Consider the following 25,464-nt stretch of genomic DNA (forward strand, 5'->3'; position numbering starts at 1 on the left):
CTCCTTCACGATTTCCCGAAAGCTACGTTGCATTCATGGCGTCGGCAATCACGATCGGCTCACGAGGGGATGAGAAGTCCTGCAAAACATGGCAATCTGTGCAATGAGGCTGACGCAGAACGCAACCCAGCACTGAGGATCGTTGCAATGAGCTGACGGTTAACGCAGAGAGGACGACGATGCCCGGAGGCAGGCTGAGCCACCAGGACCGGCTCGACATCGCGGCCGGCCTGACCGCCGGCCTCGGGTACGCCGAGATCGCCCGGCAACTGGATCGCCCCACGTCGACGGTCAGCCGCGAGATCGCCCGCAACGGCGGCGCGCACGGCTACCGGGCCGATCATGCGCACTACGCGACCGCGTCCCGGGCCCGCCGCCGCAAACCGGGCCTGCCGACGGGCGACGATCAGCCGTCAGGGCCGGTGCAGGGGTACGTCGAGCGGTTCGCGACGATGATGGTCGACGGCGGCCTGCCGAGGATGGCGTCGCGGGTCCTGGCGTTGCTCTACACAACTGATTCCCGCAGCCTGACCGCGGCCGACCTCGTGCGCGAGCTCCGCGTCAGCCCAGCATCGGTCTCCACAGCGATCGGCTACCTCGAACGCGTCGGCATGGTGCATCGCGAACCCGACCCGCGGCGCCGCCTGCAGCACTACGTCATCGCCGAAGAGGTCTGGGTGAAGGCCTGGCAGGTGAGCGCCCGCACCAACCTCAACTGGGCCGGGACCGCCGCCGAAGGCGCGGACCTTCTCGGCCGCGACACCCCCGCCGGCGAACGCCTGACGCAGATGGCCGAGTTCTTTCACCACCTCGGCGAGGACATGTCCGGCGGCCCCGGCTTCGAAGTGATCGACGACGCGTTCACGATCCTCGCAGCACTCCTGCACGCGGCCCGTCCACTCACCACACATCAGCTCGCCACCGCCCTCAACTGGCCGCCCGGTCGCATCACCGACGCGTTCGCCAGCGCCACGAAGTACGCCGAGTACTGCGACCCCGTCGTACTCGACCAGCCCACCGCCGATACCTACCAGGCGATCCCCAACCCCGCCCGCCTCACCCGGACGCAGCTCCACGCGCTGCACGATTCCTGAGATAGCGCTGCTCCGAGGTATTCGTGGCAAGCTTCGCGGCCACCAGATACAGCTCCTTCGCCGCGTCGGTGTCACCCTGCAGCTCGAGCAGATGCGCCCGTACGGCGGGATAGCGATGCGACCGGGTCACGCGATCGTCGTCCCGCAACGTGTCGAGCAACGCGAGACCCGCCGCCGGACCGTGCACCTTCGCCATCGCGACCGCACGGTTCAACGTCACCACCGGACCGTCGAGGTGCATCTCGAGCAGGGTGTAGAGCCCGAGGATCTGTCGCCAGTCGGTGTCGGCCGCGGTCTTCGCCTCGCTGTGCACAGCGGCGATCGCGGCCTGCAGCTGATACGGCCCGAGCTTCGTCGTTGACATGGCCCACGTGATCAACTCGACGCCCTCACCGATCGCCTGCTGATCCCACAGCCCGCGGTCCTGGTCGTCGAGCGGCACCAGCAACCCGTCCGCCGTCGTACGAGCGGCACGCCGCGCATCGGTCAGCAACATCAGCGCGAGCAGACCGGCGACCTCGCCATCGTCGGGCAGGATCGCGTGCAGCATCCGGGTCAGCCTGATCGCCTCCTGCGCCAACTCGACCCGGCTCAGCCGCTCCCCCGCCGTACCCGTGTAGCCCTCGTTGAAGATCAGATAGAGCACCTGCAGTACGGCGGCCAACCGTTCGGCGTACTCGGCCGGCAACCGGAACGGCGTGCCGCGGACCTTCTGCTTGGCCCGGCTGATCCGCTGCCCCATCGTCGCCTCCGGCGTGAGCAACGCGGCGGCGATCTCTGTCGTCGTCAGGCCGCCGACCGCGCGCAGCGTCAGCGCGATCTGCGACGCGGTCGACAACGTGGGATGGCAACACAGGAACAGCAAGGTCAGCGAGTCGTCCGGCCCCGCGGCCGGCTCGGGGGCGACATCCGGAACGCGTACGGCGTCCTCCCGGTGCCGGCGTGCTTCCTCGTTGCGGAGGATGTCGATCAGCCGCCGGGAGGCGACCCGGATGAGCCACGTCTTCGGCTCATCCGGGACACCTTGCTCCGGCCACTGCGTGGCGGCCACCAGCAACGCCTCCTGGACCGCGTCCTCACAGGACTCGAAATGCCCGTACCGCCGCACCAGCGCGCCCAGGACCTGCGGGGTCAGATCTCGCCAGATCTGCTCGATCATGGTTGTTCGGGCGGGCCTGCCATGATCGGCCGGACCTCGACCGCGTCGCCGACGGCACCGGTGATCCGGGTGGCGATGGACATCACCCGGTCGTGGCTGTCGCAGTCCACGACCGCGAAGCTGACCAGCACCTCCTTGGACTCGGCGAACGGCCCCTCGCTGGCGATCGGCCCGTCCACGCCCCCGCGGACGGTGTGCGACAGCGCCGGATGGGCCAGCCCTTCGGTCGACAGCAGCTCACCGGATGCGGTCAGCTCGGCGCCCAGCTCCTCGTAGAACGCACACGCCGCCAGGAACTCCGGGCTCGTCACGTCCACCGTGTCCCAGTCGGCCTGCTTGGTGTAGGCCAGCAACAGATACTTCATGACGCTCTTCCCTTCAGTAGTCGGTCACCTGCTTGCACCGACACCTCGAAGCTCTCGGAGCCGTTTCGACATCATCCGCAGATTTCTTTCTACGACATCAGACCGCGCACCAGGCGGCGGGTGATCAGGCCGTCGGCCAGGCCGAGCTCGACCAGGTCGTCGAAGATGCGCTGATCGGCGGCGGCCGCGCGGATGCCCGCGTCGAGGACGCGCCCGGAGCGGGTGAGTTGGGCGGTGAGGGCGGTGTGCCGGAGATGGCTGCCGAGAAGGCGAGCCGTTCGGCGGCGGTACGACGTACCCGCATCGGGACTGTCGGCCCGCAGAGCATTGGCGACCGCGCGGCCGGCGAGCAGACCGGTCGCGACGGCGTAGTAGATGCCCTCGCCCGTCATCGGGTTGATCAACCCGGCGGCGTCGCCCGCCAGCATCACCCGACCCGCCGACGGACGCCAGGTCCATCCGGACAGCGGCAGATGGTGTCCCCACCACGACTTCCCGCCGTCGGACGCGCCTGGCAGCAGGACTTCCAGGTGCGCAAGCAGGTCGGCCCGGGTCGGACGCGGCCGGTCGCTGGTCAGCTGTTCGCCGTACCCGACGTTCGACCAGCCGTCGCCACGGTCGAAGGACCACGCGTACGACGGCTGCCGTCCCGGACCGTACGCGATCACCTGACTCGCGGCCCGCGCGGTCGGCGTAGGCGCATACCCGCGGATCGCCAGCGCCACCGGACCCGGCTTCACCCCGAGATCCCGCCGTACGACGGAATGCGCACCATCAGCGCCGACGACGAACCGGGCGTCCAGCTCGCCGTCCACCAGCACCGCATGCCGCTGGATCTCGAGACCACGGACCCGTCGGCGGACGAGCTGCGCACCGGCCGTCCGGGCCGCGTCCGCCAGTCGGTGATCGAAGACGGTCCGCGGCACCACCCAGTTCGGCCGGGCCATGTCGCGGTCAACTCCGACGTCGCCCCGGGTCAGGGCGAACCGTCGTACCGGCGTCCACTCGTCGATGATGCCGGTGACGCCTACACCTGCCAGCAGATCGAGCACGTGCGGAGCGATCCCGTCACCACAGGCCTTGTCCCGCGGGAAGTCGTGCCGATCGAGCATCAGCACCGAGAGACTCGGGTCGGCCGCCAGTGCGCCGAGCGCAGCCGAAGCCCCCGCCGGGCCGGCTCCGACGACCACCAGATCCCACACAGGCACCTCCCGCAGATCCCTCCCAGTGTGGCAGCGGGCACGACCTGCTAGCTGCCGGGACGCCTACCTGGCTTGTTGGGACCGCGGGTGCCGGTCCGGCGCGGGCGCGGGACGAGCCGATCCGCGTGACCACTGGACTGACCCAACGAACCGACCGGGCGGGCCTCGTCGAGATCGACCACCCGCGGTGGCGGCGGGACGAAGACCTCGATGGTCTCCTCATCGTCCGGCGGAGGCGCGACCACCTGGACCGGCTTGGCCCGGGCGGCGGACTCCTTGCTCGCGCGCGCCACCGGCGCCGCCACCCGCACCGCGGCGATCGGGACCCGGACCGGGCGACGCGGCAACTTCGTCCGCAACTCGATGCCGAGCGCATCGATCAGCTTGCGGCAGGCAACGATCGACACCGCGACCGCGAACACCGTGCAGCCGGCGAACAGCACCGACTGACCACCGGACGCCCAGTTCGACGGGTCGGTACGACGGATCGCGGCGATCATCGCGACCACGATCGCGTTGGTGATGCCGAGGGCAACGGCCAGGCCGGTCGTGCGGAGCAGCACTGCCCGGTCGAGGCCGACATCGTCGGCCGCCGCCACCAGTCCGGCGATCAGACCCGCCAGAACCGGCACCGTATAGACCAGCGCCAACGTGAGTCCGGGGCTCGCCACGAGATAGAAGACGTCGAACACCAGCGCGGTGCCGGTCAGGGCGGCCGCGAAGCACACCACAATGCGCGGGTACGCGCGGACCACGGCGACCGCGTCCGCGGGCACCGTCCTGATCATCCGCAACGCCAGGAACAAAGACTCATCACCTCGTTTTCCCCCATTGTGCCGCTACCCTGCACCCTCGGTAACCATCCGCTGCGGGCGAGTCGCCATAGGGTGGGTGGAATGGACGAGGTGGGGATGGTTGTCGAGGCGGAGCTGAGTCTGTTGCGGCCGGACGTACGGTCGTCGGCGCAGGCGGTCGAAGCGTTGCTGGATCCGGATTTCGTCGAGGTGGGCGCGTCCGGTCGCCGCTGGGACCGGCCGGCGATGGTGGCCGCGCTCAGCAGCGGTGAGATCACCGACCCCGAACCGATCCACGCGACCGAGGTCGCCGGCGTCCAGTTGGCCGACGACCTCGTCCACGTCACCTATGTGTCCCGCCGCACCGGAGGCGCCCCGGTCCGCCGCAGTTCACTGTGGCGGCGGACCGACGGCACCTGGCGCCTCTACTACCACCAAGGCACCCCGGCAGATGTCGCCTCCGGCAACGGTTAGGCGGCAGCCGGCAGCGGAGCGAGCTTGTCGCGCAGGTCGTCGAGGATCTTGCGCAGCACCCGGGAGACCTGCATCTGGCTGACGCCGATGTCGTTCCCGATCTCCGACTGGGTCCAGCCCTCGACGAAGCGCAGCTGCAGGATCCGCCGCTCGCGCTCGCCGAGATCTGCCAGCACCGGCTGCAACATCTCGACCGTCTCCAGCTGATCGATGCTTCCGTCATCGACATCGGCGACCACATCGGCCAGCGTCAGCTCGGCGTCGACCTCGGCGGGCCGGTCCAGCGAGAGCACGTTGAAGCAGCCCTTGGCGGCGAGCGCCTGCTCGACCTCGGTGACGTCGACCTCGAGGTGCTCGGCGATCTCGCTCGGCGTCGGCTCCCGGTTCAGCGCCTGCTCGAGCTCCGGCAGCTTGGTCGCGATCGTGCCCTGCATCTCCTGGAGCCGGCGCGGGATCCGGACCGTCCAGGCGCAGTCGCGGAAGTACCGCTTGACCTCGCCGCGAATGGTCGGAATGGCGAACCCGATGAACGGGGTGTCCGCGTCGAGCCGGTAATGATGCGCGGCCTTGACCAGGCCCAGGTAGGCGACCTGCTCCAGATCGTCGGCCTCGGCGCCGCGGCCGCGGAACCGGCGCGCGATGCCCCGGGCCATCTCGAGGTTGAGTTCCACGACTTCCTCGAGCAGGCGTTGCCGCTCGGTTTCGTCGGTGCAGGAAGCCCTGCGTTCCATCAGTTCCCTGGTGGCTGCTTCCCGGGCGGCCCGATCGGCCGGGGTGGTGCAGCTGGTGGAGGTCCGTCCTGACCGGGACGGGGCGGTGGCGAACAACACGGTGCTCGTACTCATTTGGTATGACCTCGCGACTCTTGTCACGGCGTGGCACTTCGCTGAACCACGGTCATGCCTGCTTCTGGTTGGTACCCATCCCCCGCGATCCCATGCATCCCATCGCGACCTCGGGACGGTTTGCAACGGGCGTTTGAGCCTGACGTGATCACTACACGTAAGGGGGCGGACACATGACCCCGAACGGTGTACGATGCAAATGCAAGGCCAAATGCACGTGCATATGCCAAAGACGTACGGAAGGTGCAGCTGATGACTGCTGTCTACAACGGCATGCCCGGCGACTCGATCAGCGAGCTGATCTGGCGGAAGAGCCAGCGGAGTGGCCCCAACGGCAACTGTGTCGAGGTAGCGAAGCTGGCGGACGGTGGCGTGGCGATGCGGAACTCGCGTCACGCCGACGGCCCCGCACTGGTGTTCACCAAGGCCGAGATCGAGGCGTTCCTCGGCGGCGTTCACGACGGCGAGTTCGACTACCTCGCCTGACGGAACCGGAAGCAAGAGGCCCCTTCGCCAGGCGAGTGACGAAGGGGCCTCTTCCGTTGTCCGCTGCGACGGCGAAAGCCGGGGGACGGCGGTCGGCAGCAAAACCTCACGTGCGGCCGGCCGCCCCACCCGAACAGGCGGGCACCGGGTGAACGCTGTACCAGGGAACGACGAAGGCCGACCCTCGGACGAGGGCCGGCCTTCGTGTTACCGGGAGGGGTCGAACGGGCTACTGGACGGTGAGCGGCCAGAGCTGTTCGCTGGGCAGTTCGGAAGCCTTGCCGGTGGCCGCATTGTCAACGGTGATGCGCAATCCGGTGAACTTCGGCGTCATCACCCGCTGGTACCGCGACGCGCGGTCCGGCTCGGCGACATACTCGGCGATCAGGTGGTCTCCCAGCCAGATCCGCACCATCTTTCGGCCTCCTCCTGCTCTGTCGGTGGTCATGGGGCGAGACTCACGATCGGGTCTCCGTCGAGGTGGCGGACACCGCGCAGCCAGCCCTCGAAGGCCCAGCGCTGTTGCTCGGGGCAACGCGCGACCAGTGCCTGGATCTCCCGCTCCGTCAGTTCGTCGGGCGCGCGGCCGCCGGCCAGCTGGGCGGTACGCTCGGCTGTCTCACTGTCGTCGTCGTTCATCGACTCGGGTTCCCCAACCAGTCAAGCCAACGGGAGGGCCGTCGGCGGCCCGTAGGACCGGCCTGCCAGATCACACGCAGTTACGTATCGCGAGATCCAGCTCACCTTCTGTGCATGAATCAATCATGGCGTCGGCACGCCTCGAATGCAAGCGTCAGATGCACGTGCATCCGCACGTTTTCCATATCGAGACCACAAAATCCCCCTTTCCGCCTGCCGAGGGCTGGATCGAGGGTCTGTCGAACGGTGTTCGCCTCAGCTCGAACGGGGCACTATGTCCGGACAAATTGCGCAATGGCGCATCGGCTACTGTTACGGCGCGTGATCGTCGGTTCGGATTCGCTGCTGATATGTAAGAACTTCGGCAGATTCGCTCCTGAGCGTGCGATGATGTGCACTGCGGGCGATGTTGCCGCTGATCAGACCGCTGGGGGCTGTGGGAGGTGGGTGTGAACGAGTCGGGCGCGCAGAGCGGACCGACCGCGCTTCGCATCATTCTCGGAGCGCACCTACGGCGGATGCGGGACGCGGCTGGGATCAGCCGATCCGACGCAGGGTGGGAGATCCGCTCATCGGAATCCAAGGTCAGCCGGATGGAGCTGGGCCGTGTCGGCTTCAAGGAGCGAGACGTCGGCGATCTGCTGACGCTGTACGGCCTGGACGACGGCGAAGAGCGCGAGCGGCTGCTCGCCCTCGCCCGTGAGGCGAACAACCCGGGCTGGTGGCACCGCTACGGCGACGTGCTGCCGAGCTGGTTCCACTCCTATCTCGGGCTCGAGGCAGCGGCCGCGCTGATCCGTACCTATGAGCTCCAGTTCGTCCCCGGCCTGCTGCAGACCACGGACTACGTACGCGCGGTCGTTCAGCTCGGTCGTGGGCTGATCCCGGCCGAGGAGGTCGAGCGGCGGGTCGCCCTGCGGGTGAACCGGCAGGAAGTCCTGACCCGGGCGAATCCGGTCCGCCTCTGGGCCGTCGTCGACGAGTCGGTGCTGCGCCGGCCGATCGGCGGCGTGAAGGCGATGATCATGCAGCTGGACTCGCTGATCGAGGCGACCCACCTGCCGAACATCACGCTGCAGGTGATGAAGTTCGACTCCGGCGGCCACGCGGCGACCGGCGGCGCCTACAGCATCCTGCGTTTCCCGGAGCAGGACCTGCCCGACATCGTCTACATCGAGCACCTGACCAGTGCGCTGTACCTGGACAAGCTCGAGGACCTCGACCAGTACACGGCCACTATGGAGGCCCTCTGCGTCGCGGCCCCGCCGCCGAACAAGACGCGCGACATCCTCGCCAGGATCCGCCGCGACTTCGACCGCTGATCCCGGGCTGCCTGCCGGCGGTCAGGTGTTGTCGGTCAGCCAGGTGATGAGCGGCCGGGTGGCCTTCCAGTCGGCGCGGATCTGGCCGGCCAGCTCCGGCTTGTGGATGACGGGCTCGAAGCCGTAGGACTTGCTGACCGTCAGGGACTTGTGCCGGAGCAGGTCGATCCTCGGGTGCTCCGCGTCGTACCCGCGGGGGCTCGTCTTCAGCCGATCCCCGCCGACCGTCCAGCCGGCCGCGGTGAGCTTGGCCAGCAGCTTCTCCAGTTGCCTGCCGCGCCGGTCGTCGTCGATGGCGGTCCGGACCCGGGCCAGCCGCTCCGAGTTCGCCTCGTAGAACCCGGCCGCGACCCGGACGCCGGGCGCCCCGAGCTGGACGTACCAGCCGGTCGCCGGAGCGACGTCGATGAACGCGCCCTGATGCGTCTTGTACGGCGTCTTGTCCTTCGCGAAGCGGACGTCCCGGTACGGCCGGAACAGCTTCGCCGGACCGAAGTCCGGTTCGAGCTCCGCGAGCAGCGCCGCCATCGGGGCCCTCACCGACTCCTCGTAGACCTGCTTGTGCGCCGTCCAGAAGCTCTTGGTGTTGTCCATCTCGAGGTCGTCGTAGAAGTCCAGCGCCGCCGCCGGAAACCCGGTGAATCTCATCCACGTCCTCGCTTCGCTCCGGGCGCGGATGAGGCACGGACCACGCTGTGCTTGATGGTGAACTCGCTTCGCTCCTTCACGGCGCCACGATAGTTCGGCGCATAGGCACGGCCCCAACGGGTACCGGAACACCTTCCGGACAGGTGCGTCGGCCAGGACCAGGCGCAGGCCGGCGCACCACCGGTGCTCAGGACTCCGTGCCCCGCAGGGTGGCGAAGAACGCACGGATGTCGGTGACGAGCACGTCCGGTTGTTCGAGTGCGGCGAAGTGGCCGCCGTGCGGGTAGCTGGTCCAGCGGACGATGTTGTCGGTCCGATCGACCTTGTGCCGCAGCGGGATGAAGTTGTCGTGGGCCAGGTCGAGCAGCGCGGTCGGCGTCGTCGACGGCTCGGCCGGCTGTCCCCAGTACGACGCGTGCGTGCGCTCGTAGTAGATCGCGCCGGACGATCCCCCGGTGCGCGTGAGCCAGAAGAGCATCACGTTGGTGAGGAGATGGTCGCGGTCGATCGCGGACGCGGGATCGGACCAGGTCGCGAACTTCTCGGCGATCCAGGCCAGCTGCCCGACCGGTGAGTCGGTGAGGGCGTACGCCAGGGTCTGCGGCCGGGTCGACTGCAGGTCGGCGTACCCCTGCTTGTCCTTCGACCAGTCCTGGAACCGCCGCCAGGAAGCCCAGGTGCGGTCCCGCTCGGCCTGTTCGAGCGGCTCCAACTCCGCCGGCGTCGGCTCGGACGTGGCGCCGGAGTTGGGGATGAGATTGAGGTGTACGCCGATCACGTGCTCGGCGTCGATCCGCCCGAGCTCACGGGAGATGCCGCCACCCCAGTCGCCGCCCTGAGCGCCGTACCGGTCGTAGCCGAGCCGCGCCATCAGGACGGACCACGCGTTGGCGACCCGCAGGAACTCCCAGCCGGGCTCCCGGGTCGGTCCGGACAGTCCGAAGCCGGGGATGCTCGGGAGGACCAGGTGGAACGCGTCGGCCGGGTCTGCGCCGTACGCGCGGGGGTCTGTCAGCGGGCCGACGATCTCGCTGAACTCGACGAACGAGCCCGGCCAGCCGTGGGTGACGATCAGCGGGGTCGCGTCCGGCTCGGGTGAGCGGATGTGGGCGAAGTGCACGTTCGCGCCGTCGATCGTGGTGGTGAACTGCGGCCATTCGTTCAGCCGCGCCTCGGCCGCCCGCCAGTCGTAGCCAGTACGCCAGTACTCGACCAGGTCCTGGAGGTACGCCAGGGGCACGCCACGGGACCAGCCGGCGCCGGGGAGCTCGGCCGGCCAGCGGACGCGGTCGAGCCGCTCGTGCAGGTCCTTCAGGTCCGTCTCCGGCACATCCAGCCGGAACTGTTCGATCGTCACTGCGGCAGCGTCTCGCAGCGGCCGACGACCCGCACCTGAATTCAGGCGCTGACCTTGTCCCGGACCACCTTGACGGTGACGGCGGCGACCAGGCAGAGCACACCTGCGCTGATCACGATCGTGACCAGGGTGCCGGAACTGTTCAGCGCGTTGTCGCACGCCATCGGCGTGATCCCCGCGGCCGGCTGGAACGCCGAACCACAGTCGGTGCCACCGGCCGAGACCGACCGGAAGCCGAGCAGCACCCCGGCCAGCAGCAGTGCCGCCCCGGCGATGCCGAGAATCTTTTTCAGCGTCGTCACGGCGAGACCGGCTCCGCTGATCTCGGGCATGCCGACGGCGTACCCCGTGAGCCCCGTTGCACTTCGTTCACTCCTGACGTCGACGGACCACCCGCAACCGAACTTACGGTCCGGCGCCGGATGATCCCCAACCGTGCGGGCCGTCAGGACTGATTCTTCACACAGTCCTTACTCAGGACATGACCCGCTGTGACCGCGGTCTCAAACGTTAACCGGGTGGGCTCAGCCGAGGCGTTCTTCCAGATGGATGGTGATCTCGTCGCCGGGCTCCTTGCCGATCAGGTCGCGGAGGTCGCCCTTCACGGGGAGTTTGTGGGTGCCGTCGCCGAGGGCCATGAACGAGCTCTCGAACGGGTGGCCGTCCATGGTGCCGCGGACCTTCACCAGGCCGCGGGTGCCGAAGTACTCGGCCGAGTCCGGCATCTTCACGTAGGTCCAGCCGCCCTTGGCGTCGCTCTTCAGCAGTGGCGCGGTGAACGTCTTGTCCAGCTTTCCGGTCTTGCTGCTCACGGTGAGCTCCTCTCTACACCCCTGGGTAGAGACTGGCGGACGGGTTTCGACATCCCCGGTCAAACTATTCTGGGGACGTGCAGATCAACATCCGCCGCGCGGGGCGGGACGACGTACCGGCGGTGCTGGCACTGCTCGACGGGGCGACCGAGTGGCTGGTCGCGCGCGGGCAGACCGATCAGTGGGGCACCGAGCCGCACTCGACCAACCCGCAGCGAATCGCGCAGATCACGTCATTCGCTGACGACGGGCTGTGGGTGGCCGAAGCCGACGGCCGGGTCGTGGGTGCGCTCGCCGTCGGGGACGCGATGCCGTACGTGCCCGCGGCCGCCGAACCGGAGCTGTACGTGCGGTTGCTGGTCACCGAGCGCGGATCCGCGGGCCACAACCTCGGCGGCGAGCTGCTCGATCACGCCCGCGAGCTGGCTCGTACGGCGGGAGTCGGGGTGCTCCGGGTGGACTGCTTCGCGGGTGGCGACGGTGCGCTGGTCCGCTACTACGAGAAACAGGGATTCACCCGGGACGTGGAGTTCGCCGTACCTCGGGTCAATGGTTCGGACTGGCCGGGTCAGGTGCTCGTGCAGCGGTTGTGATCGAGCGGTGCACGGTGCCGTGGGCGTCGCTGCAGTGGGCCGCGGGGTCGTCGCCGGTGGCGTGGTCGACCTGGAGGGTGGAGTGCGTCAGCTGATGCCGGTCCGCGAGGAGCGCCTCGATCTTGATCCGGATCTGATGGCAGTCGAGTCCCTCGGCGACCAGGATGTGCGCGGACGCGGCCGACTCGCCGGAGGTGATCTCCCAGACGTGCAGGTCGTGCACCTCGACCACGCCCTCGACCGCGCACAGCTCGGCGCCGAGCGCCTGCGGGTCGATCCCGGTCGGCGCTGCCTCGAGGAAGATCCGGCCGGAGTCGCGGACCAGTGAGATGCCGGCCTTGAGCATCAGTGCGGCGACCACCAGCGCGGCGATCGCGTCGGCCCGGGCGAAGCCGGTGAGAAGTATGACGAGACCCGCGATCGCGGTCGCGATGAACGCGAAGAGGTCGTTCAGGATGTGCTGGAACGCGCCCTCGACGTTGAGACTCGAGCGATTGGCCTTGCTGATCAGCCAGGTGGCGAGCAGGTTCACCACGATGCCGACCAGACCGGTGATCAGGACCAGACCGCCCTTCACGTCCGGCGGGTGGATCATCCGGTTGATCGCCTCGAAGACGAAGTACGCCGCGAGCAGCAGGAGCGTGATGCCGTTGGCCTGGGCGGACAGGATCTCGACGCGCTTGAAGCCGTAGGTGTAGCCGCCGGCCGGTGGGCGGGCGGCGAGCCGGATCGCGATCAGGGCGAGCAGGATCGCGATCGCGTCGGTCAGCATGTGCGCGGCGTCGGTGATCAGGGCCAGCGATCCGGCCGCGATGCCGACGATGATCTCCGCGGCCATGAAGCCGACGATCAGGGCCAGCGCACCGCTCAGCAGCTTCCGATCCGCCTCGGAACTCACACCATGCCCGTGCCCGTGTCCATGACCCTCACCTGTCATGGCTCGGACCTCTCCGGGTGGATGGCGTCGGTGTGTTCGGTGTGGGCGACGGCGAGGTCTACGAGCATGCGGACGTGGGCGTCGTCCAGGCGGTAGTACGCCATCCGGCCGTCCCGCCGTACGGCGACGACGCGGTGCGCGCGCAGCAGCCGGAGCGCGTGGGAGGTCGCAGACTCGCTCAGCCCGGTGACCGCGGCGAGATCGCAGACGCACAGCTCACCGTCGAGCAGCGCGACCAGCAGCTTCAGCCGCCGCGGGTCGCCGAGCAGGCCGAACACGTCGGCCGTGTCGACGATGTCGTCCGCGCCGGGCATCCTGGCGTTGACGCTCGCCACCCGCTCCGGATCCACCAGCCGGACCGAACATGCGTCGACCTGCACATCTGCAGAACTCTTCATATGTCCACGGTAGTGCATCCCGCCGCTGAGCGACAACGATCAGCGGGCGGTCCACTTCTCCTCGATCCGCGCGTACTTCCAGACGGCGTGCGCGGTGAGCCAGGTGAGCAGGAACAGCGCGACGATCGCGTAGCCGACGGAGTTCAGGTCGATGCCGGCGATCGCGGCGAGCGGGCCGTGGGTGATGTGCAGCTTGTCGGTCAGGATCGAGACGAGCTCGATGCTGCCGATCACCAGGGCGACCGCGACGGACAGGCCGGTGATGGTGATGTTGTAGTACACCTTGCGCACCGGCTTCGCGAACGCCCAGCCGTAGGCGAAGTTCATCAGGCAGCCGTCGATCGTGTCGAGCAGGCTCATCCCGGCGGCGAACAAAACCGGCAGCGTGAGGACGGCGTACCACGGCAGGCTGAACGCGGCGGCGCCACCGGCGAGCACCAGCAGACTGACCTCGGTCGCGGTGTCGAAGCCGAGCCCGAAGAGCAGGCCGATCGGGTACATCTGCCACGGCCGGCTGACCGCCTTCGTCGCGCCGGCCAGGATGCGGTTCATCAGGCCGCGGTTGTTCAGGTGCTGCTCGAGCGTGGCCTCGTCGTACTCCCCCGTGCGCATCCGGCGGAAGACCTTGATCACCGCGACCAGGATGACGAGGTTGAGGGCAGCGATGAGATACAGGAAGACGCCGGAGACCGCCGTACCGATCAGGCCGGTGAGCCGCTGGAGCCGGGACGAGTCATCCGCCACCTGCCCGGCCAGCGTGCGTACGCCGATCCCGAGCAGGAAACACAGCGCGAACACGACGGTCGAATGCCCGAGCGAGAACCATAACCCGACCGACAACGGCCGCCGCCCGTCCGCCATCAGCTTCCGGGTGGTGTTGTCGATCGCCGCGATGTGGTCGGCGTCGAACGCATGCCGCATCCCCAGCGTGTACGCCGTGACGCCCAGCCCGACCCCGAACACCCCGGCCGACCCGAGCACGTAGTGCCGCGGCGCCACCACCAGCGCCAGCACCCCCCACCCGACCAGATGCAACAGCAGCACGAACGCCGCCATCCCGCCGACCGAACCCCACTCCCGCCCCGTAATCTCCCAACGCCTCACGATCCGCCAGTAAACGCCGCCCCACCCCCCACCTGCAACCCAGTCGCATGAACAGCTGGAACGGAACCGGTAGACGGTTCCCCCGACGGCCGCGTGCGGTGAGCGACTGAATGCCCCCAGGTGTGTGCCGCCGCTCAGTTGAGGCCGAGGCGGTAGGCGTAGGCGACGGCTTGGGCTCGGTCGCGGAGGTTAGCTTTGGCGAAGAGATGGTTGATGTGGGTCTTGACCGTGGCTTCGCTGACCACCAGGTGGCGGGCGATCTCGGTGTTGGACAGGCCGTCGGCGATGAGGCGTAGTACCTCGATCTCGCGTGGGGTGAGGCCGGTGTCCGCGGGGTCGGCGGGTTTGGGGGTGGCGGCGCCTTCGATCAGCCGGCGCTGGACCTCGGCGTCGACGATCGACTGACCGGCCGCCGCGGCTTGCAGCGCACGACCGATGGACTCGGCGTCGGCGTCCTTCGTCAGGAAGCCACGCGCGCCGGCCCGCAGCGCGGACAGAACCGAGTCGTCGTCGCTGTAGGTCGTGAGTACGACGACCTCCGTGCCGGGGTGGTCCGCACGGACCCGGCGAGTCGCCTCCACGCCGTCGCACTTCGGCATCCGCAGATCCACCAGCAGCACATCCGGGTTGTGCTCGGCAACCAACCGCACGGCCTCGTCCCCGTCCGACGCGGCCGCAACCACATCGATCCCCGGCAACAACTTCAGCAACGTCACCAGCCCGTCCCGCACGACCCTCTGATCGTCCGCGACCACCACCCGCACCGCACTCATACCGGCACCTTCAGTTCCACGCGCCAGCCGTTGGAGGTTGGGCCGGCGTCCAGGGAGCCGCCGATGAGGTCGGCTCGTTCTCGCATTCCGAGGAGACCATAGCCTCCGGGCGCGGGCCGGCTCGGGCGCCGTCCCGGGCGGTCCTCGATCGTCAGGCGTACCTCGTCGGCGTAGGACAGCTTCACGTCGACCGGGGCGCCGGGCGCGTGCTTGCGGGTGTTCGCCAGCGCCTCCTGCAGCGTTCGATACAGCGTGCTCATCACCTCCGCCGGGAGCATCCGTACCTCACCCTCCACCTCGAAGTCCGCCGTCGCCCCACTCTCCAGCCGGTACGCCGTGACCAGATCGCCCAGCGCCCGTACGTCGGGAACGGCGTCCTCACGCAATGCCGCAACCGCTCGCCGAGCCTCGGCCAGTCCATCGGCCGCCAGGCCCTGCGCCCGCGTCACCTGCTCGATCGCCTCCGGCGAAGCACCGTCCCGAACCAGCATCAGCCGGGCTCCTTGCAGACTCAACGACAGTCCGGCCAAGGAGTGCGCGAGTACGTCGTGGACGTCGCGAGCGATCCGGGCTCGCTCGGCCAGCGCCGCGGCGCGACTGTGTTCCTCGATCGCGGCCTGCTTCCGGGCGAGCGAGACCTCCATCCCTTCGAGTTGCTCCTCGCGCCGCTGGCGGTTGATCGACGCGAGGACCAGCGCGATGACGCCCAGCGCTGTACCGACGACAGCCGGCACGGAGTGCGTGTTGACGTACATCGGGATGCTCGCGCCGAGCACGCCCAGTGTCACCACAGCCAGTTCGGTCCTGCCGGCCTGGTGATACCGCACTGCGGCCCGCGGGGCCCAGAACGGCAGCACGATCAGGACGCTTTGCGGGAGTGCGTACCACAGGACGGACCCCGCGATGACGAAGACCAGCAACGCGATCGAGGCCCGCCGCGCCAGGGGCTCGCCGTACCGGGGCACGAGCAGGAAGATGTTGCTCACGACAACCACTGCGCCGAGGACGACGATCAGCGGCAGCGAGAGGCGATGCTGGTGCCCGGGGGCGGTCAGCACCGAGGCGATCACCAGCAGGCCGGGCACGGCGCGCAACAGCAGGCCTGGGACCGGTGATGCCTTCACCCGGTCCCAGGTCGTCGTACTCATACCGTCATCATGCCCGCTCGACCGCGAACGGGATGTCCAGGCTCAGCGCCCGGCGGTAGATCATCGCGTTCTGGGCGGCGATCGTGAGCCCGATGGTCAGCGCCAGGGCCGCGCGGCTCAGCGTCCCGTGCGGCCAGATCGCGGCCGACCCGAAGGAGGCGCCGACGCGGAGCGCGATGGTCAGCAGCCAGAGTGCGAGCGTGGCGCCGGTTCCCTTCTGGAACAGGCCGTCGTCGCGACGCTCCAGCCGGATGCTGGCGCCGCGGGCGAACCCGACTCCGATCAGTACGACGCAGTCCAGCCCGAGGAACGCCAACTCCCCGGTGGAGGCCCCGTGGATCGTCGACGAGAGCGAGAGCACGCCGAGCACCAGCAGGATCGCCGGCATCAGCACCAGTTGCCGCTGGGTGACCAGCGATCCGGTGATCTGCCGGCCGACGACGCGCACCAGCACCCACAGTCCCACCAAGATCCCCACGACGAGTTGCGCCGACATCTCTGGTTGTCCTTTCCGAGGAGTTTCGTTGTCGGTGACAACACTCCCCGGAAACGGCGGCGGGGACGTCAGCCCGGAGTTCGCATCCGGGTGGAACCCAGACCTCAACCCGTGGGTTGAGGCCCGGGATCACGCCAGCGAGACGAGGTCCAGATAGTCGTCGGACCAGAGGTCCTCGGTGGCATCCGGCAGGATCAGCACGCGGTCGGGACGGAGCGCCTCGATCGCACCCTCGTCGTGGGTGACCATGACGATCGCGCCCGGGTAGCTGCCGACCGCGCCGAGGACCTCGCCGCGGGAGGCAGGGTCCAGGTTGTTGGTCGGCTCGTCCAACAGCAGCACGTTGGCGCCGGAGTGCACCAGTCCAGCCAGCGCCAAGCGGGTCTTCTCCCCACCGGACAGCACGTGGGCCGGCTTGTCCGCGTCGTCACCGCTGAACAGGAACGACCCGAGCACGTTCCGGACCTCGCCGTCGGTGAGTCCGGGCGCGACCGACGCCAGGTTCTGCCGGACGGTGCCGGCCAGATCCAGCGTGTCGTGCTCCTGGGCGAAGTACCCGAGCCGCAGCCCGTGACCGGCGACGACCTCGCCGGCATCCGGTTCCTCGCGATCGGCGAGCAGTCGGAGCAGGGTGGTCTTGCCCGCGCCGTTCAGCCCGAGGATGACGACCCGGCTCCCGCGGTCGATGGCCAGGTCGACACCGTTCAGCACCTGGAGTCCGCCGTACGCCTTCTTGAGTCCGGAGGCGGATAGCGGGGTCTTCCCGGACGGCGCCGGCTCGGGCAGGCGGATGCGGGCCACCCGGGCGGCCCGGCGTACCGGCTCGAGGTCGTAGAGCATCTTGTCCGCCCGCCGCGCCATGTTCCTGGCGGCGACGGCCGTGTTGGCGCCGGCCTGCATCTTCGCCGCCTGGGCGTGCAGGACCGCCGCCTTCCGCTCGGCCGTATGACGCTCCCGGGTCCGGCGGCGCTCGTCGGTCTCCAGCTGTTCGAGGTACTTCGTCCAGCCGGTGTTGTGGATGTCGATCGTGGTGCGCTGCGGGTCCAGGTGGAAGACCCGGTTGACCGTTGCCTTGAGCAACTCGCGGTCGTGGCTGATCACGATCAGGCCGCCGGGGTATCCGAGCAGGAAGGACCGCAGCCACAGCACCGAGTCGGCGTCGAGGTGGTTGGTCGGCTCGTCGAGCAGCAGCGTGTCGTGCTGCGCGAACAGGATCCGGGCCAGCTCGACCCGGCGACGCTGACCGCCGGACAGCTCGCCGACGGGCTGCTCGAGCGCGCGGTTGGGCAGGCCGACACCGGCCGCCAACCGGGCCGCCTCCGCCTCGGCCGCGTACCCACCGCCGGCCTGGAACTGCGCCTCGGCCTTCGCGTACGCCGCCATCGCCTTGTCCTGCGCATCGCCGGTGGCGGTGCTCATCGCGGCCTCTGCCTGACGAAGCTTGCGTACGGCGACATCGAGGCCGCGCGCGGACAGGATGCGGGCGGTGACGGTGACGGCCGGGTCGGCGGCGCGCGGGTCCTGCGGCAGGTAGCCGACGGAACCCGAGACGGTGATCGCGCCCGCAGCCGGGCGCTCTTCGCCGGCCAGGGTCTTCATCAGGGTGGTCTTGCCGGCGCCGTTGCGGCCGACGAGCCCGACGCGGTCGCCGGGGCTGACGTGGAACGAGAGGTCGGACAGCAGAAGGTGGGCGCCGACGCGAATATCTACACCGCGAACGGTGATCATGGTTACTCTCCGTGATAGCTAGTGGACGCACTTCAGGTGAGGAAGCGGGTCCGCAGCTAGACACAGAGGCAAGTAGCCATGCGTCCACGGTAACTGGAGGCTCAAGAACCGTCAGCTGATTTTCGCGGGGAGTTCGACGGTGAAGCGGGCGCCGCCGCCTGGGCGGTCGGTGACGCGGATGGTGCCGGCGTGCCATTGGACGTGGCGGGCGACGATGGCCAGGCCGAGGCCTACGCCGCGGCCGCGGCCGGAGGTTTCGCCGCGGCCGAAGCGTTCGAAGATGCGGGTGCGGTCCTCGACCGCGATCCCGGGACCGGCGTCGTCGACGGTGATGATGACGCCGAGACCACCGGCCTCCACGCCGACGCCCTTGCAACCACCCGCGTGGTCCTCGGCGTTCTCGACCAGGTTCGCGATCACGCGCTCGAGCCGGCGCTTGTCGGCCTGCAGCGTGAGGCCCTCGGCCTCGGGCTCGACCGTGGTCACCTCCCGGCCGGCGGTGCCGTCGGCGGCAGCCCGGACCAGGTCGGCGATCCGGACGATCTCCCGGCTGCCCTGATCACCGCCGTCGTCGCGGGAGATCTCCAGCAGGTCGATCACCAGCCGCCGGAAGCGATCCAGGTCGTACCCGAGCAACTCGACCGGTTCCCGCACCGCCGCGGGCAGTTCGCCGCGGTGGTTCTGGATCAGCTGCATCGAGTTCAGCATCGTCATCAGCGGCGTACGCAACTCATGGCTGACGTCGCCGGCGAACCGCGCGTCGACCGCGACCCGCCGTTCCAGATCGGCCGCGGTCTGGTTGAACGACCGGGCCAGCCCACCGAGGTCCCGGTCGTTCTCGGCCTGCAGCCGGGCGTCCAGCTTCCCGCGCGCCACCGCGTCCGCCACCCGGGTCAGCTCGGCCAGCGGCCGCAGCGCCAGCGTGCTCGCGAGCCGGCCGACCGCGAGGCCGATCAGCGCGGTCACGATCGCCGCCGCCACCAGCGTGATCTTCAGCGTCCGCAGCGTGTAGTCCAGGTTGTCCAGCGGATGCCACTCGAAGAACGCTTCCCCCGGCCGCGTCATCGGTACGCCGACGGCGAGCACCTGTTGCCCGTTCACGCTGATCCGGCGGTGCTGGGTGCTGCCGGCCCGGACGTTCGCGATCAGATCGGACGGGAGATCCTCCGGCTTCCCGGTCAGCGAGTACCACTGATCGTTGTAGTACAGCATCGAGGCCGCGGAGTCCGTGGACGGCAGCGTGTTCAGCAGATCCGTCACACTGACGTTCGGGTTCGGCGTCGGGCTGCCGCACTCGGCACGTTCCCGGGCCGGATGGCAGGGCTGGGGCGCACCGAACAACCCGTAGTGCAAAGCCGCCGCGTTGTCGGCGGTCTCCACGATCGCGGACGACTCACGCTGCTGGGTCAGGTAGTTCGAGACAACGCTCCAGGTGACGAGCGCGAGCGCCGAGGAGAGTCCGAGCGCGAGCAGGCCGTACGCCAGCATGACGCGGCCGCGCAGGGAGAACCGTCCCAGCAAGGTCAGCTCACCAATCGGTAGCCCAGACCGCGGGCGGTGACGAGGTGCTTCGGGCTGGCCGGGTCGTGCTCGATCTTCAGCCGGAGGCGGCGGATGTGGACGTCGACGATCCGGCTGTCGCCGAAGTAGCCGTAGCCCCACACCTTCGACAGCAACTGCTCCCGGCTGAGCACCTTCCCCTCGGCACCGGCCAGCTCGGCGAGCAGCTTGAACTCGGTCCGTGTCAGCGGCAGGACGGCGCCGTCGCGGGTCACCTCGGCGCTCGGGACGTCGATCCGCAGGTCACCGACCAGCAGCAGGTCCGACTGCCGCGCGTTGGCCGGCTCGACCCGCCGCAGCAGCGCCCGGATCCGGGCCGACAGCTCCTTGGCCACCAGCGGCTTGGTCACGTAGTCGTCCGCGCCCGCCTCCAGCCCGGCGACCACGTCGTGGCTGTCGGTCCGCGCGGTCACCATGATGACCGGCACGTCGCTGGTACGGCGGATCTCGCGGCAGACCGTGAATCCGTCCCGGTCCGGCAGCATCAGGTCCAGCAGCACCACGTCCGGGGTTTCCCGGCGCAGGGCGGCCAGAGCGTCGTACCCGTTGGCCGCCTCGGCGACCTGGTACCCCTCGTCCTCCAGGGCAAGCCGCAGCACCCGCCGGATGCGCGGCTCGTCGTCGACCAACAGCAGGCTGTGTGCCACGCACCCAGTGTCGCTCACCACCGGATCGACCAGCGGTTACGGCTGTCATGAATCCGTCATGTTCGTGCGGCCGGCGGTTGACAACCTCTTGACGCTTCTGTGACCGCGGACGGCGCCGGGGCCCCCGCGTCCTAACTTCGGCGCTATCGAGTCCCGGAGGAGGACCAATGGCCAGAAGACGGCTGGCGGCAGTATCCCTTGCCGCCGTGGCGAGCCTCGCGCTCGCCGCTTGCAGCAATGGCGGCGGATCGGTGTCCGGATCCGGAGGCACCGCGGCCACGCCGGTATCCGGCGGCACCCTGAACATGCTCGGGGCCGGCGATGTCGACTACATGGATCCGAACATCAGCTACTACTCGGCCGGCTACCTGAACCTGCGGATGTGGAGCAGGCAGCTGTTCACCTACCCGGCGGATCCCGGCAGCGACAACACCAAGCCGGTGGCGGATCTGGCCACCGACATCCCGACCGCCGCCAACGGCGGGGTCAGCGCCGACGGCCTGACCTACACGATCAAGATCCGGCCCGGCGCCCAGTGGAACACCACGCCCGCCCGTCAGGTGACCGCCGAGGACATGGTCCGCGGCCTGAAGCGGACCGCGAACCCGGTCCAGCCGTTCGGCGGCATCCCCGACTTCGCCAACCTGATCGTCGGGTACAAGACGTTCGCGGACGGTTTCGCCAAGGTGGCGAAGACCCCGGCCGCGATCCAGGCGTACATCGACAAGACGCCGCTGCCCGGGGTGGTGGCCAAGGACGCGACCACGGTCGAGTTCCACCTCACCCAGCCGGCCACGTACTTCGTCGACATGCTGACGCTGCCGGCCTTCTCGCCGGCCCCGGTCGAGGCGCTCAAGTACCTGCCGGCCAGCACCGAGCTGGGCAACAACTACCCGTCCGACGGCCCGTACAAGGTCGACAAGTGGGTGCCGACCAAGTCGATCGCGTACTCGCGCAACCCGGCCTGGAACGCGTCCACCGACCCGGTCCGGAAGGCGTACGTCGACAAGATCCTGGTGAACGAGACGATCAGCCAGGACTCGGTCCAGCAGCAGCTGCAGACCGGTACGCCGACCGCCGACCTCGAGTTCGACGTCCAGCCGCCACCGTCGCAGCTGCCGGCCCTGATCGCCAAGAAGGACCCGAACCTGAACCTCGGCATGACCGCGTCCAGCAACCCGTACGTCGTCTACAACACCGCGTCGCCGAACAACAACAAGGCGCTGACAAACGTCAAGGTGCGGCAGGCGCTCAGCTACGCGATCAACCGCGACCACATCCTGCAGGTCCTCGGCGGACCGACGATCAACCCGCCGCTGACCCACGTGCTGCCGAGCAACATCGTCGGCTCGAAGCAGATCGACCCGTATCCGTACAACCCGGACAAGGCCAAGCAGATGCTGACCGAGGCCGGCTTCCCGCACCTGACGCTCAAGTTCCTGTACCGGAACGCGTCCGAAGGCAGCAGCAAGGCCTTCCAGACGGTTCAGCAGGATCTGTCCAAGGCCGGCGTCACGGTGGTCGGCGTACCGTCGCCGAACGCGGACTTCTACGTGAAGTACCTGCAGGTGCCGACCGTCGCACAGCGCGGTGTCTGGGACCTGTCGCTGGCCGGCTGGGGTGCTGACTGGTACGGCAACGCGGCCCTGTCGTTCTTCAACCCGCTGTTCTCCGGCGAGCCCTCGTTCCCGCCGATCGGCAGCAACTTCGGGCTGTACAACAGCCCTGCGACGAACTCGCTGATCAACCAGGCCGCGAAGGCGAAGACCGAGGACGAGGCGGCGAACCTGTGGGCCCAGGCCGACGCGCAGGTGATGGCCGACGCGCCGTTCTTCCCGCTCACCAACCCGAAGAACGCCAACTACCACGCGGCGCAGGCGCACAACGCGATCTACGTGCCGTCGTTGCAGATGTTCGATCCGACGAACGTCTGGCTCGACAAGGACAAGCAGGGCTGAACCTCATGGCCCTGCTTGAGGTAAGGGACCTCCGGGTCTCCTTCGACACCCCGGACGGCACCGTCCGTGCCGTCCGGGGCCTGTCGTTCGACGTGGAGGCCGGTCAGACCCTGGCGATCGTCGGCGAGTCCGGCTCCGGCAAGAGCGTCTCCACCCAGACCATCGTCGGGCTGACGCGCGGCGCGACCGTGTCCGGTACGGCGTACTTCGACGGAACGGACCTGATCACCGCCGACCAGGCGACCCTGCGGCGGTTGCGTGGGGCCCAGATCGGGATGATCTTCCAGGATCCGCTGTCCAGTCTGCACCCGCAGTACCGGATCGGGTGGCAGATCGTCGAGATGATCCGCGCGCACGACAAGGTGATCAGCAAGCAGGCGGCCCGGAAGCGGGCCGCCGAGCTGCTCACCCTGGTCGGCATCCCGCGGGCGGCGGAACGGATCGACGATTACCCGCACCAGTTCTCCGGCGGGATGCGGCAGCGGGTGATGATCGCGATGGCGATGGCCCTCGACCCGGCGCTGCTGATCGCGGACGAGCCGACCACGGCCCTGGACGTGACCGTGCAGGCGCAGGTGCTGAACGTGATGCGCCGACTGCAGGAGCAGTTCGGTACGGCGATCGTCCTGATCACCCACGACCTGGGGGTGGTCGCCGAGATGGCCGACGAGGTGGTGGTGATGTACGCGGGCGCGGTGATGGAACGGGCGCCGCGCCGCGACATCTTCTATCGCAACCATCACCCTTATACGCAAGGGCTGCTGGCCTCGCTGCCGGCCCGCAGCGGCGACCGGCTGACGCCGATCCCGGGGACGCCGCCGAGCCTGATCAGCCTGCCGGCCGGGTGCCCGTTCGCCACCCGCTGCCCGCACGTGTTCGACAAGTGCCGCACCGAGGCGCCGCCGTTGCTCGACGTCGCCCGCGATCCCCGGCACCAGTCGGCCTGCTGGCTTCCGCACGAGCAGAACGAGGCGATGGCTTCATGAACGATGTACTCCTGAAAGTGGAGAACGTCCGCAAGGAGTTCCCCACGCACTCCCGGGAGGTGGTCCGGGCGGTCGACGGGGTCTCCCTGGAGGTGAAGAAGGGCGAGACGCTCGGCCTGGTCGGCGAGACCGGCTGCGGCAAGTCGACGCTGGCCCGCTGCATGGCCCACCTGTACGACGTGACGTCGGGGTCGGTGTGGTTCGAGGGCAACGAGATCAGCAAGCTGTCGCGGCGGGCGATGCGTCCGCTCCGGCGCGAGGTCCAGGTGATCTTCCAGGACCCGTACGGCTCGCTGAACCCGCGCCGCCGGGTCGGCTCGATCATCGGCGACCCGTTCGCGATCCACAACATCGCGTCCGGGGCGGAGCGGAAGAAGAAGGTCCAGGAACTGATGGAGCTGGTCGGGCTGAACCCCGAGCACTACAACCGGTTCCCGGCCGAGTTCTCCGGTGGCCAGCGGCAACGGATCGGGGTGGCCAGGGCGCTGGCGTTGCGGCCGAAGCTGGTCATCTGCGACGAGCCGGTGTCGGCGCTGGACGTGTCGATCCAGGCCCAGATCATCAACCTGCTGGCGGATCTGCAGCAGGAGTTCGATCTGACCTACGTGTTCATCTCGCACGACCTGTCCGTGGTCCGGCACGTGAGTGACCGGATCGCGGTGATGTACCTGGGCAAGATCGTCGAGCTCGCGCCGACCGGCGAGTTGTTCGGCCAGACCCGGCATCCCTACACCCGGGCGTTGCTGTCGGCGTTGCCGGTGGCGGACCCGGACACGGCCGACAGCCGTGAGCAGATCATCCTCGGTGGCGACATCCCGTCCGCGACGAACCCGCCGGAGGGGTGCAGGTTCCACACGCGGTGCCCGAAGGCCCGGTCCGACTGTGCCAAGGGCGAGCCGCCGCTGATCGCCGTACTCGACGACGCCGCGGAGCACCGGACCGCGTGCTTCTACCCGTTGACCCTGGGCGAGGACCTATCCACCGCCGTACCGGATTTGAAGGCATCATGACGACCGCGATCAACCTCGTCGATGTGATCGACGAGCCGAAGGCGATCGAGGGGCGGAGTCCGTTCGTCCTGGCGCTGCGGCGGTTGCGGCGGGACAAGGTGGCGATGATCTCTTTGGTCGTCATCGTGCTGATCGTGCTGATGGCGATCTTCGCGCCGGTCTTCGCAGCGATCACTGGGCATCCGCCGAACGAGCAGTACCGCGACATCGGGCTGACACCGGACGGCCTGCCGCGCGGCCCGAACGGCACCTTCTGGCTGGGCACCGACGACCTCGGCCGGGACATCCTGGTGCGGATCGCGTACGGCGCTCGCGTGTCGCTGCTCGTGGGTGTCATCGCGACCGCCATCACGGTGGCGATCGGAGTCGTGCTGGGACTCGCGGCGGGGTTCCTCGGGGGGATCACCGACACGGTCCTGGCGCGGCTGATCGACGTCGTCCTGTCCGTGCCGTTCCTGCTGGTGGCGATCGCGCTGGTGTCGGTCACCGGGCCGAGCCTGACCGTGACGGTGCTGGTGATCGGGTTCTTCAGCTGGGCGTCGGTGGCCCGCATCGTGCGCGGGCAGGTGCTGTCGCTGCGCGAGCGGGAGTTCGTCGAGGCGGCGCGCTCGCTGGGGGCGGGCGACGGGCGGATCATGTTCGTCGACGTGCTGCCGAACGTGCTGGCGCCGGTGATCGTCTACACCACGCTGCTGATCCCGGTGGTGATCGTGACCCAGGCGACGTTGTCGTTCCTCGGGCTCGGGCTGCCGCCGCCAACGGCCGACTGGGGCGGGATGATCAGCGCGTCGCAGAACTACTACACGACCGCGTGGTGGTTCATCTTCTTCCCCGGTCTGGCGCTGCTGATCACGACGCTCGCGTTCAACCTGTTCGGCGACGGCGTCCGGGACGCGTTCGACCCACGAGCGGATCGGAGCTAGTCATGG

General features: G+C 68.8%; 29 protein-coding genes. 9 read left to right on the top strand and 20 right to left on the bottom strand.

The genetic code is table 11. The annotated features are described in order from the left end of the window. Nucleotides 1–179: 179 nt before the first annotated feature. Nucleotides 180–1,094, top strand: a complete 915-nt coding sequence (locus tag OG876_RS03520; RefSeq protein ID WP_328523284.1) for a GbsR/MarR family transcriptional regulator — start codon at nucleotides 180–182, stop codon at nucleotides 1,092–1,094. Here the strand turns inward: OG876_RS03520 and OG876_RS03525 are convergent. The 4 genes from OG876_RS03525 to OG876_RS03540 form a co-directional block, all read right to left on the bottom strand. Continuing rightward, on the bottom strand, nucleotides 1,057–2,253 hold the full coding sequence (locus tag OG876_RS03525; RefSeq protein WP_328523285.1) for an RNA polymerase sigma factor: 1,197 nt from the start codon (nucleotides 2,251–2,253) through the stop codon (nucleotides 1,057–1,059). The two genes, OG876_RS03520 and OG876_RS03525, sit on opposite strands and share 38 nt — an antisense overlap. Beyond that, nucleotides 2,250–2,618 carry a YciI family protein gene (locus OG876_RS03530; protein ID WP_328523286.1) on the bottom strand — a complete coding sequence of 123 codons (369 nt, stop codon included), beginning with the start codon at nucleotides 2,616–2,618 and terminating at the stop codon, nucleotides 2,250–2,252. Before OG876_RS03530 ends, OG876_RS03525 begins: the two co-directional genes overlap by 4 nt. A gap of 89 nt (nucleotides 2,619–2,707) precedes the next feature. Then, a complete protein-coding gene (locus OG876_RS03535; protein WP_328523287.1) occupies nucleotides 2,708–3,826 on the bottom strand; it encodes an NAD(P)/FAD-dependent oxidoreductase in 1,119 nt (372 codons plus the stop codon). Between the two features lie 41 nt (nucleotides 3,827–3,867). Next, on the bottom strand, nucleotides 3,868–4,596 hold the full coding sequence (locus tag OG876_RS03540; protein ID WP_328523288.1) for a hypothetical protein: 729 nt from the start codon (nucleotides 4,594–4,596) through the stop codon (nucleotides 3,868–3,870). A gap of 120 nt (nucleotides 4,597–4,716) precedes the next feature. Between OG876_RS03540 and OG876_RS03545 the strand changes: the two genes are divergently transcribed. Then, nucleotides 4,717–5,088, top strand: coding sequence for a nuclear transport factor 2 family protein (locus OG876_RS03545; protein WP_328523289.1), 372 nt, complete (start codon nucleotides 4,717–4,719; stop codon nucleotides 5,086–5,088). Here OG876_RS03545 and OG876_RS03550 read toward each other — a convergent pair. Next, nucleotides 5,085–5,933: a SigB/SigF/SigG family RNA polymerase sigma factor gene (locus tag OG876_RS03550; protein ID WP_328523290.1), complete on the bottom strand. Its 849-nt coding sequence runs from the start codon at nucleotides 5,931–5,933 to the stop codon at nucleotides 5,085–5,087. The genes OG876_RS03545 and OG876_RS03550 overlap by 4 nt on opposite strands. Nucleotides 5,934–6,185: 252 nt before the next feature. On the opposite strand from OG876_RS03550, the gene OG876_RS03555 reads away from it, so the two are divergent. Further along, nucleotides 6,186–6,419 (top strand): DUF397 domain-containing protein, encoded by a 234-nt coding sequence (locus OG876_RS03555; RefSeq protein WP_328523291.1) that lies wholly within the window; start codon nucleotides 6,186–6,188, stop codon nucleotides 6,417–6,419. A gap of 229 nt (nucleotides 6,420–6,648) precedes the next feature. Here the strand turns inward: OG876_RS03555 and OG876_RS03560 are convergent, their stop codons facing one another. Both OG876_RS03560 and OG876_RS03565 read right to left on the bottom strand, forming a co-directional pair. Continuing rightward, the gene (locus tag OG876_RS03560; RefSeq protein WP_130383591.1) at nucleotides 6,649–6,834 is read right to left on the bottom strand and encodes a hypothetical protein; all 186 of its coding nucleotides are present in this window, start codon (nucleotides 6,832–6,834) and stop codon (nucleotides 6,649–6,651) included. Nucleotides 6,835–6,863: 29 nt separating this feature from the next. Next, the gene (locus tag OG876_RS03565; RefSeq protein WP_328523292.1) at nucleotides 6,864–7,058 is read right to left on the bottom strand and encodes a hypothetical protein; all 195 of its coding nucleotides are present in this window, start codon (nucleotides 7,056–7,058) and stop codon (nucleotides 6,864–6,866) included. Nucleotides 7,059–7,507: 449 nt separating this feature from the next. On the opposite strand from OG876_RS03565, the gene OG876_RS03570 reads away from it, so the two are divergent. Further along, complete coding sequence (locus OG876_RS03570) at nucleotides 7,508–8,380, top strand: helix-turn-helix domain-containing protein (protein WP_328523293.1); 873 nt, start codon at nucleotides 7,508–7,510, stop codon at nucleotides 8,378–8,380. Nucleotides 8,381–8,401: 21 nt separating this feature from the next. Here the strand turns inward: OG876_RS03570 and OG876_RS03575 are convergent, their stop codons facing one another. The 4 genes from OG876_RS03575 to OG876_RS03590 all read right to left on the bottom strand — a co-directional run bounded on the left by OG876_RS03575 (nucleotide 8,402) and on the right by OG876_RS03590 (nucleotide 11,197). Next, nucleotides 8,402–9,028 carry a DUF2461 domain-containing protein gene (locus tag OG876_RS03575; protein ID WP_328523294.1) on the bottom strand — a complete coding sequence of 209 codons (627 nt, stop codon included), beginning with the start codon at nucleotides 9,026–9,028 and terminating at the stop codon, nucleotides 8,402–8,404. A 187-nt stretch (nucleotides 9,029–9,215) separates the two neighbouring features. After that, nucleotides 9,216–10,385 (bottom strand): epoxide hydrolase family protein, encoded by a 1,170-nt coding sequence (locus tag OG876_RS03580; protein ID WP_328523295.1) that lies wholly within the window; start codon nucleotides 10,383–10,385, stop codon nucleotides 9,216–9,218. A gap of 41 nt (nucleotides 10,386–10,426) precedes the next feature. Continuing rightward, entirely contained in the window at nucleotides 10,427–10,717 is a 291-nt protein-coding gene (locus tag OG876_RS03585) for a hypothetical protein (RefSeq protein WP_328523296.1), read from the bottom strand. Between the two features lie 192 nt (nucleotides 10,718–10,909). Beyond that, nucleotides 10,910–11,197 carry a DUF1905 domain-containing protein gene (locus tag OG876_RS03590; RefSeq protein ID WP_328523297.1) on the bottom strand — a complete coding sequence of 96 codons (288 nt, stop codon included), beginning with the start codon at nucleotides 11,195–11,197 and terminating at the stop codon, nucleotides 10,910–10,912. A gap of 77 nt (nucleotides 11,198–11,274) precedes the next feature. Between OG876_RS03590 and OG876_RS03595 the strand changes: the two genes are divergently transcribed. Then, entirely contained in the window at nucleotides 11,275–11,790 is a 516-nt protein-coding gene (locus tag OG876_RS03595) for a GNAT family N-acetyltransferase (protein WP_328523298.1), read from the top strand. Here the strand turns inward: OG876_RS03595 and OG876_RS03600 are convergent. From OG876_RS03600 to OG876_RS03640, 9 genes are all read right to left on the bottom strand, one after another. Next, nucleotides 11,744–12,688 (bottom strand): cation diffusion facilitator family transporter, encoded by a 945-nt coding sequence (locus OG876_RS03600; protein ID WP_328523299.1) that lies wholly within the window; start codon nucleotides 12,686–12,688, stop codon nucleotides 11,744–11,746. The genes OG876_RS03595 and OG876_RS03600 overlap by 47 nt on opposite strands. A gap of 35 nt (nucleotides 12,689–12,723) precedes the next feature. Further along, nucleotides 12,724–13,125, bottom strand: a complete 402-nt coding sequence (locus OG876_RS03605; RefSeq protein ID WP_328523300.1) for an ArsR/SmtB family transcription factor — start codon at nucleotides 13,123–13,125, stop codon at nucleotides 12,724–12,726. A gap of 39 nt (nucleotides 13,126–13,164) precedes the next feature. After that, nucleotides 13,165–14,229, bottom strand: a complete 1,065-nt coding sequence (locus tag OG876_RS03610; RefSeq protein ID WP_328523301.1) for a HoxN/HupN/NixA family nickel/cobalt transporter — start codon at nucleotides 14,227–14,229, stop codon at nucleotides 13,165–13,167. A gap of 134 nt (nucleotides 14,230–14,363) precedes the next feature. Next, the gene (locus tag OG876_RS03615; RefSeq protein WP_328523302.1) at nucleotides 14,364–15,002 is read right to left on the bottom strand and encodes a response regulator transcription factor; all 639 of its coding nucleotides are present in this window, start codon (nucleotides 15,000–15,002) and stop codon (nucleotides 14,364–14,366) included. Then, a complete protein-coding gene (locus tag OG876_RS03620; protein ID WP_328523303.1) occupies nucleotides 14,999–16,150 on the bottom strand; it encodes a sensor histidine kinase in 1,152 nt (383 codons plus the stop codon). The genes OG876_RS03615 and OG876_RS03620 overlap by 4 nt, the downstream gene beginning before the upstream one ends. 7 nt (nucleotides 16,151–16,157) lie before the next feature. Then, nucleotides 16,158–16,646, bottom strand: coding sequence for a hypothetical protein (locus OG876_RS03625; protein WP_328523304.1), 489 nt, complete (start codon nucleotides 16,644–16,646; stop codon nucleotides 16,158–16,160). A 129-nt stretch (nucleotides 16,647–16,775) separates the two neighbouring features. After that, complete coding sequence (locus tag OG876_RS03630) at nucleotides 16,776–18,374, bottom strand: ABC-F family ATP-binding cassette domain-containing protein (protein ID WP_328523305.1); 1,599 nt, start codon at nucleotides 18,372–18,374, stop codon at nucleotides 16,776–16,778. A 111-nt stretch (nucleotides 18,375–18,485) separates the two neighbouring features. Next, the gene (locus tag OG876_RS03635; RefSeq protein WP_328523306.1) at nucleotides 18,486–19,895 is read right to left on the bottom strand and encodes a HAMP domain-containing sensor histidine kinase; all 1,410 of its coding nucleotides are present in this window, start codon (nucleotides 19,893–19,895) and stop codon (nucleotides 18,486–18,488) included. Nucleotides 19,896–19,897: 2 nt separating this feature from the next. Continuing rightward, the gene (locus OG876_RS03640; protein WP_328523307.1) at nucleotides 19,898–20,581 is read right to left on the bottom strand and encodes a response regulator transcription factor; all 684 of its coding nucleotides are present in this window, start codon (nucleotides 20,579–20,581) and stop codon (nucleotides 19,898–19,900) included. Between the two features lie 167 nt (nucleotides 20,582–20,748). Here OG876_RS03640 and OG876_RS03645 point away from each other — a divergent pair, with 167 nt between their 5' ends. From OG876_RS03645 to OG876_RS03660, 4 genes are read left to right on the top strand one after another with little or no spacing between them, the layout of a single operon-like run. After that, complete coding sequence (locus OG876_RS03645; protein ID WP_328523308.1) at nucleotides 20,749–22,539, top strand: ABC transporter substrate-binding protein; 1,791 nt, start codon at nucleotides 20,749–20,751, stop codon at nucleotides 22,537–22,539. Nucleotides 22,540–22,544: 5 nt separating this feature from the next. Then, a complete protein-coding gene (locus OG876_RS03650) occupies nucleotides 22,545–23,525 on the top strand; it encodes an ABC transporter ATP-binding protein (protein WP_328523309.1) in 981 nt (326 codons plus the stop codon). After that, nucleotides 23,522–24,535 carry an ABC transporter ATP-binding protein gene (locus tag OG876_RS03655; protein WP_328523310.1) on the top strand — a complete coding sequence of 338 codons (1,014 nt, stop codon included), beginning with the start codon at nucleotides 23,522–23,524 and terminating at the stop codon, nucleotides 24,533–24,535. The genes OG876_RS03650 and OG876_RS03655 overlap by 4 nt, the downstream gene beginning before the upstream one ends. Next, nucleotides 24,532–25,458 carry an ABC transporter permease gene (locus OG876_RS03660; protein WP_328523311.1) on the top strand — a complete coding sequence of 309 codons (927 nt, stop codon included), beginning with the start codon at nucleotides 24,532–24,534 and terminating at the stop codon, nucleotides 25,456–25,458. Before OG876_RS03655 ends, OG876_RS03660 begins: the two co-directional genes overlap by 4 nt. Nucleotides 25,459–25,464 lie beyond the last annotated feature (6 nt).

This window comes from Kribbella sp. NBC_00359 (assembly GCF_036097425.1).
Taxonomy (GTDB): Bacteria; Actinomycetota; Actinomycetes; order Propionibacteriales; family Kribbellaceae; genus Kribbella.

Coding starts and splice junctions, on each gene's coding strand:
- OG876_RS03605 (WP_328523300.1), bottom strand. CDS start 13,125: ATGAAGAGTTCTGCAGATGTGCAGGTCGACGCATGTTCGGTCCGGCTG.
- OG876_RS03650 (WP_328523309.1), top strand. CDS start 22,545: ATGGCCCTGCTTGAGGTAAGGGACCTCCGGGTCTCCTTCGACACCCCG.
- OG876_RS03555 (WP_328523291.1), top strand. CDS start 6,186: ATGACTGCTGTCTACAACGGCATGCCCGGCGACTCGATCAGCGAGCTG.
- OG876_RS03575 (WP_328523294.1), bottom strand. CDS start 9,028: ATGAGATTCACCGGGTTTCCGGCGGCGGCGCTGGACTTCTACGACGAC.
- OG876_RS03630 (WP_328523305.1), bottom strand. CDS start 18,374: ATGATCACCGTTCGCGGTGTAGATATTCGCGTCGGCGCCCACCTTCTG.
- OG876_RS03660 (WP_328523311.1), top strand. CDS start 24,532: ATGACGACCGCGATCAACCTCGTCGATGTGATCGACGAGCCGAAGGCG.
- OG876_RS03545 (WP_328523289.1), top strand. CDS start 4,717: ATGGACGAGGTGGGGATGGTTGTCGAGGCGGAGCTGAGTCTGTTGCGG.
- OG876_RS03625 (WP_328523304.1), bottom strand. CDS start 16,646: ATGTCGGCGCAACTCGTCGTGGGGATCTTGGTGGGACTGTGGGTGCTG.
- OG876_RS03520 (WP_328523284.1), top strand. CDS start 180: ATGCCCGGAGGCAGGCTGAGCCACCAGGACCGGCTCGACATCGCGGCC.
- OG876_RS03645 (WP_328523308.1), top strand. CDS start 20,749: ATGGCCAGAAGACGGCTGGCGGCAGTATCCCTTGCCGCCGTGGCGAGC.
- OG876_RS03530 (WP_328523286.1), bottom strand. CDS start 2,618: ATGAAGTATCTGTTGCTGGCCTACACCAAGCAGGCCGACTGGGACACG.
- OG876_RS03560 (WP_130383591.1), bottom strand. CDS start 6,834: ATGGTGCGGATCTGGCTGGGAGACCACCTGATCGCCGAGTATGTCGCC.
- OG876_RS03550 (WP_328523290.1), bottom strand. CDS start 5,933: ATGAGTACGAGCACCGTGTTGTTCGCCACCGCCCCGTCCCGGTCAGGA.
- OG876_RS03615 (WP_328523302.1), bottom strand. CDS start 15,002: ATGAGTGCGGTGCGGGTGGTGGTCGCGGACGATCAGAGGGTCGTGCGG.
- OG876_RS03585 (WP_328523296.1), bottom strand. CDS start 10,717: ATGCCCGAGATCAGCGGAGCCGGTCTCGCCGTGACGACGCTGAAAAAG.
- OG876_RS03565 (WP_328523292.1), bottom strand. CDS start 7,058: ATGAACGACGACGACAGTGAGACAGCCGAGCGTACCGCCCAGCTGGCC.
- OG876_RS03620 (WP_328523303.1), bottom strand. CDS start 16,150: ATGAGTACGACGACCTGGGACCGGGTGAAGGCATCACCGGTCCCAGGC.
- OG876_RS03655 (WP_328523310.1), top strand. CDS start 23,522: ATGAACGATGTACTCCTGAAAGTGGAGAACGTCCGCAAGGAGTTCCCC.
- OG876_RS03525 (WP_328523285.1), bottom strand. CDS start 2,253: ATGATCGAGCAGATCTGGCGAGATCTGACCCCGCAGGTCCTGGGCGCG.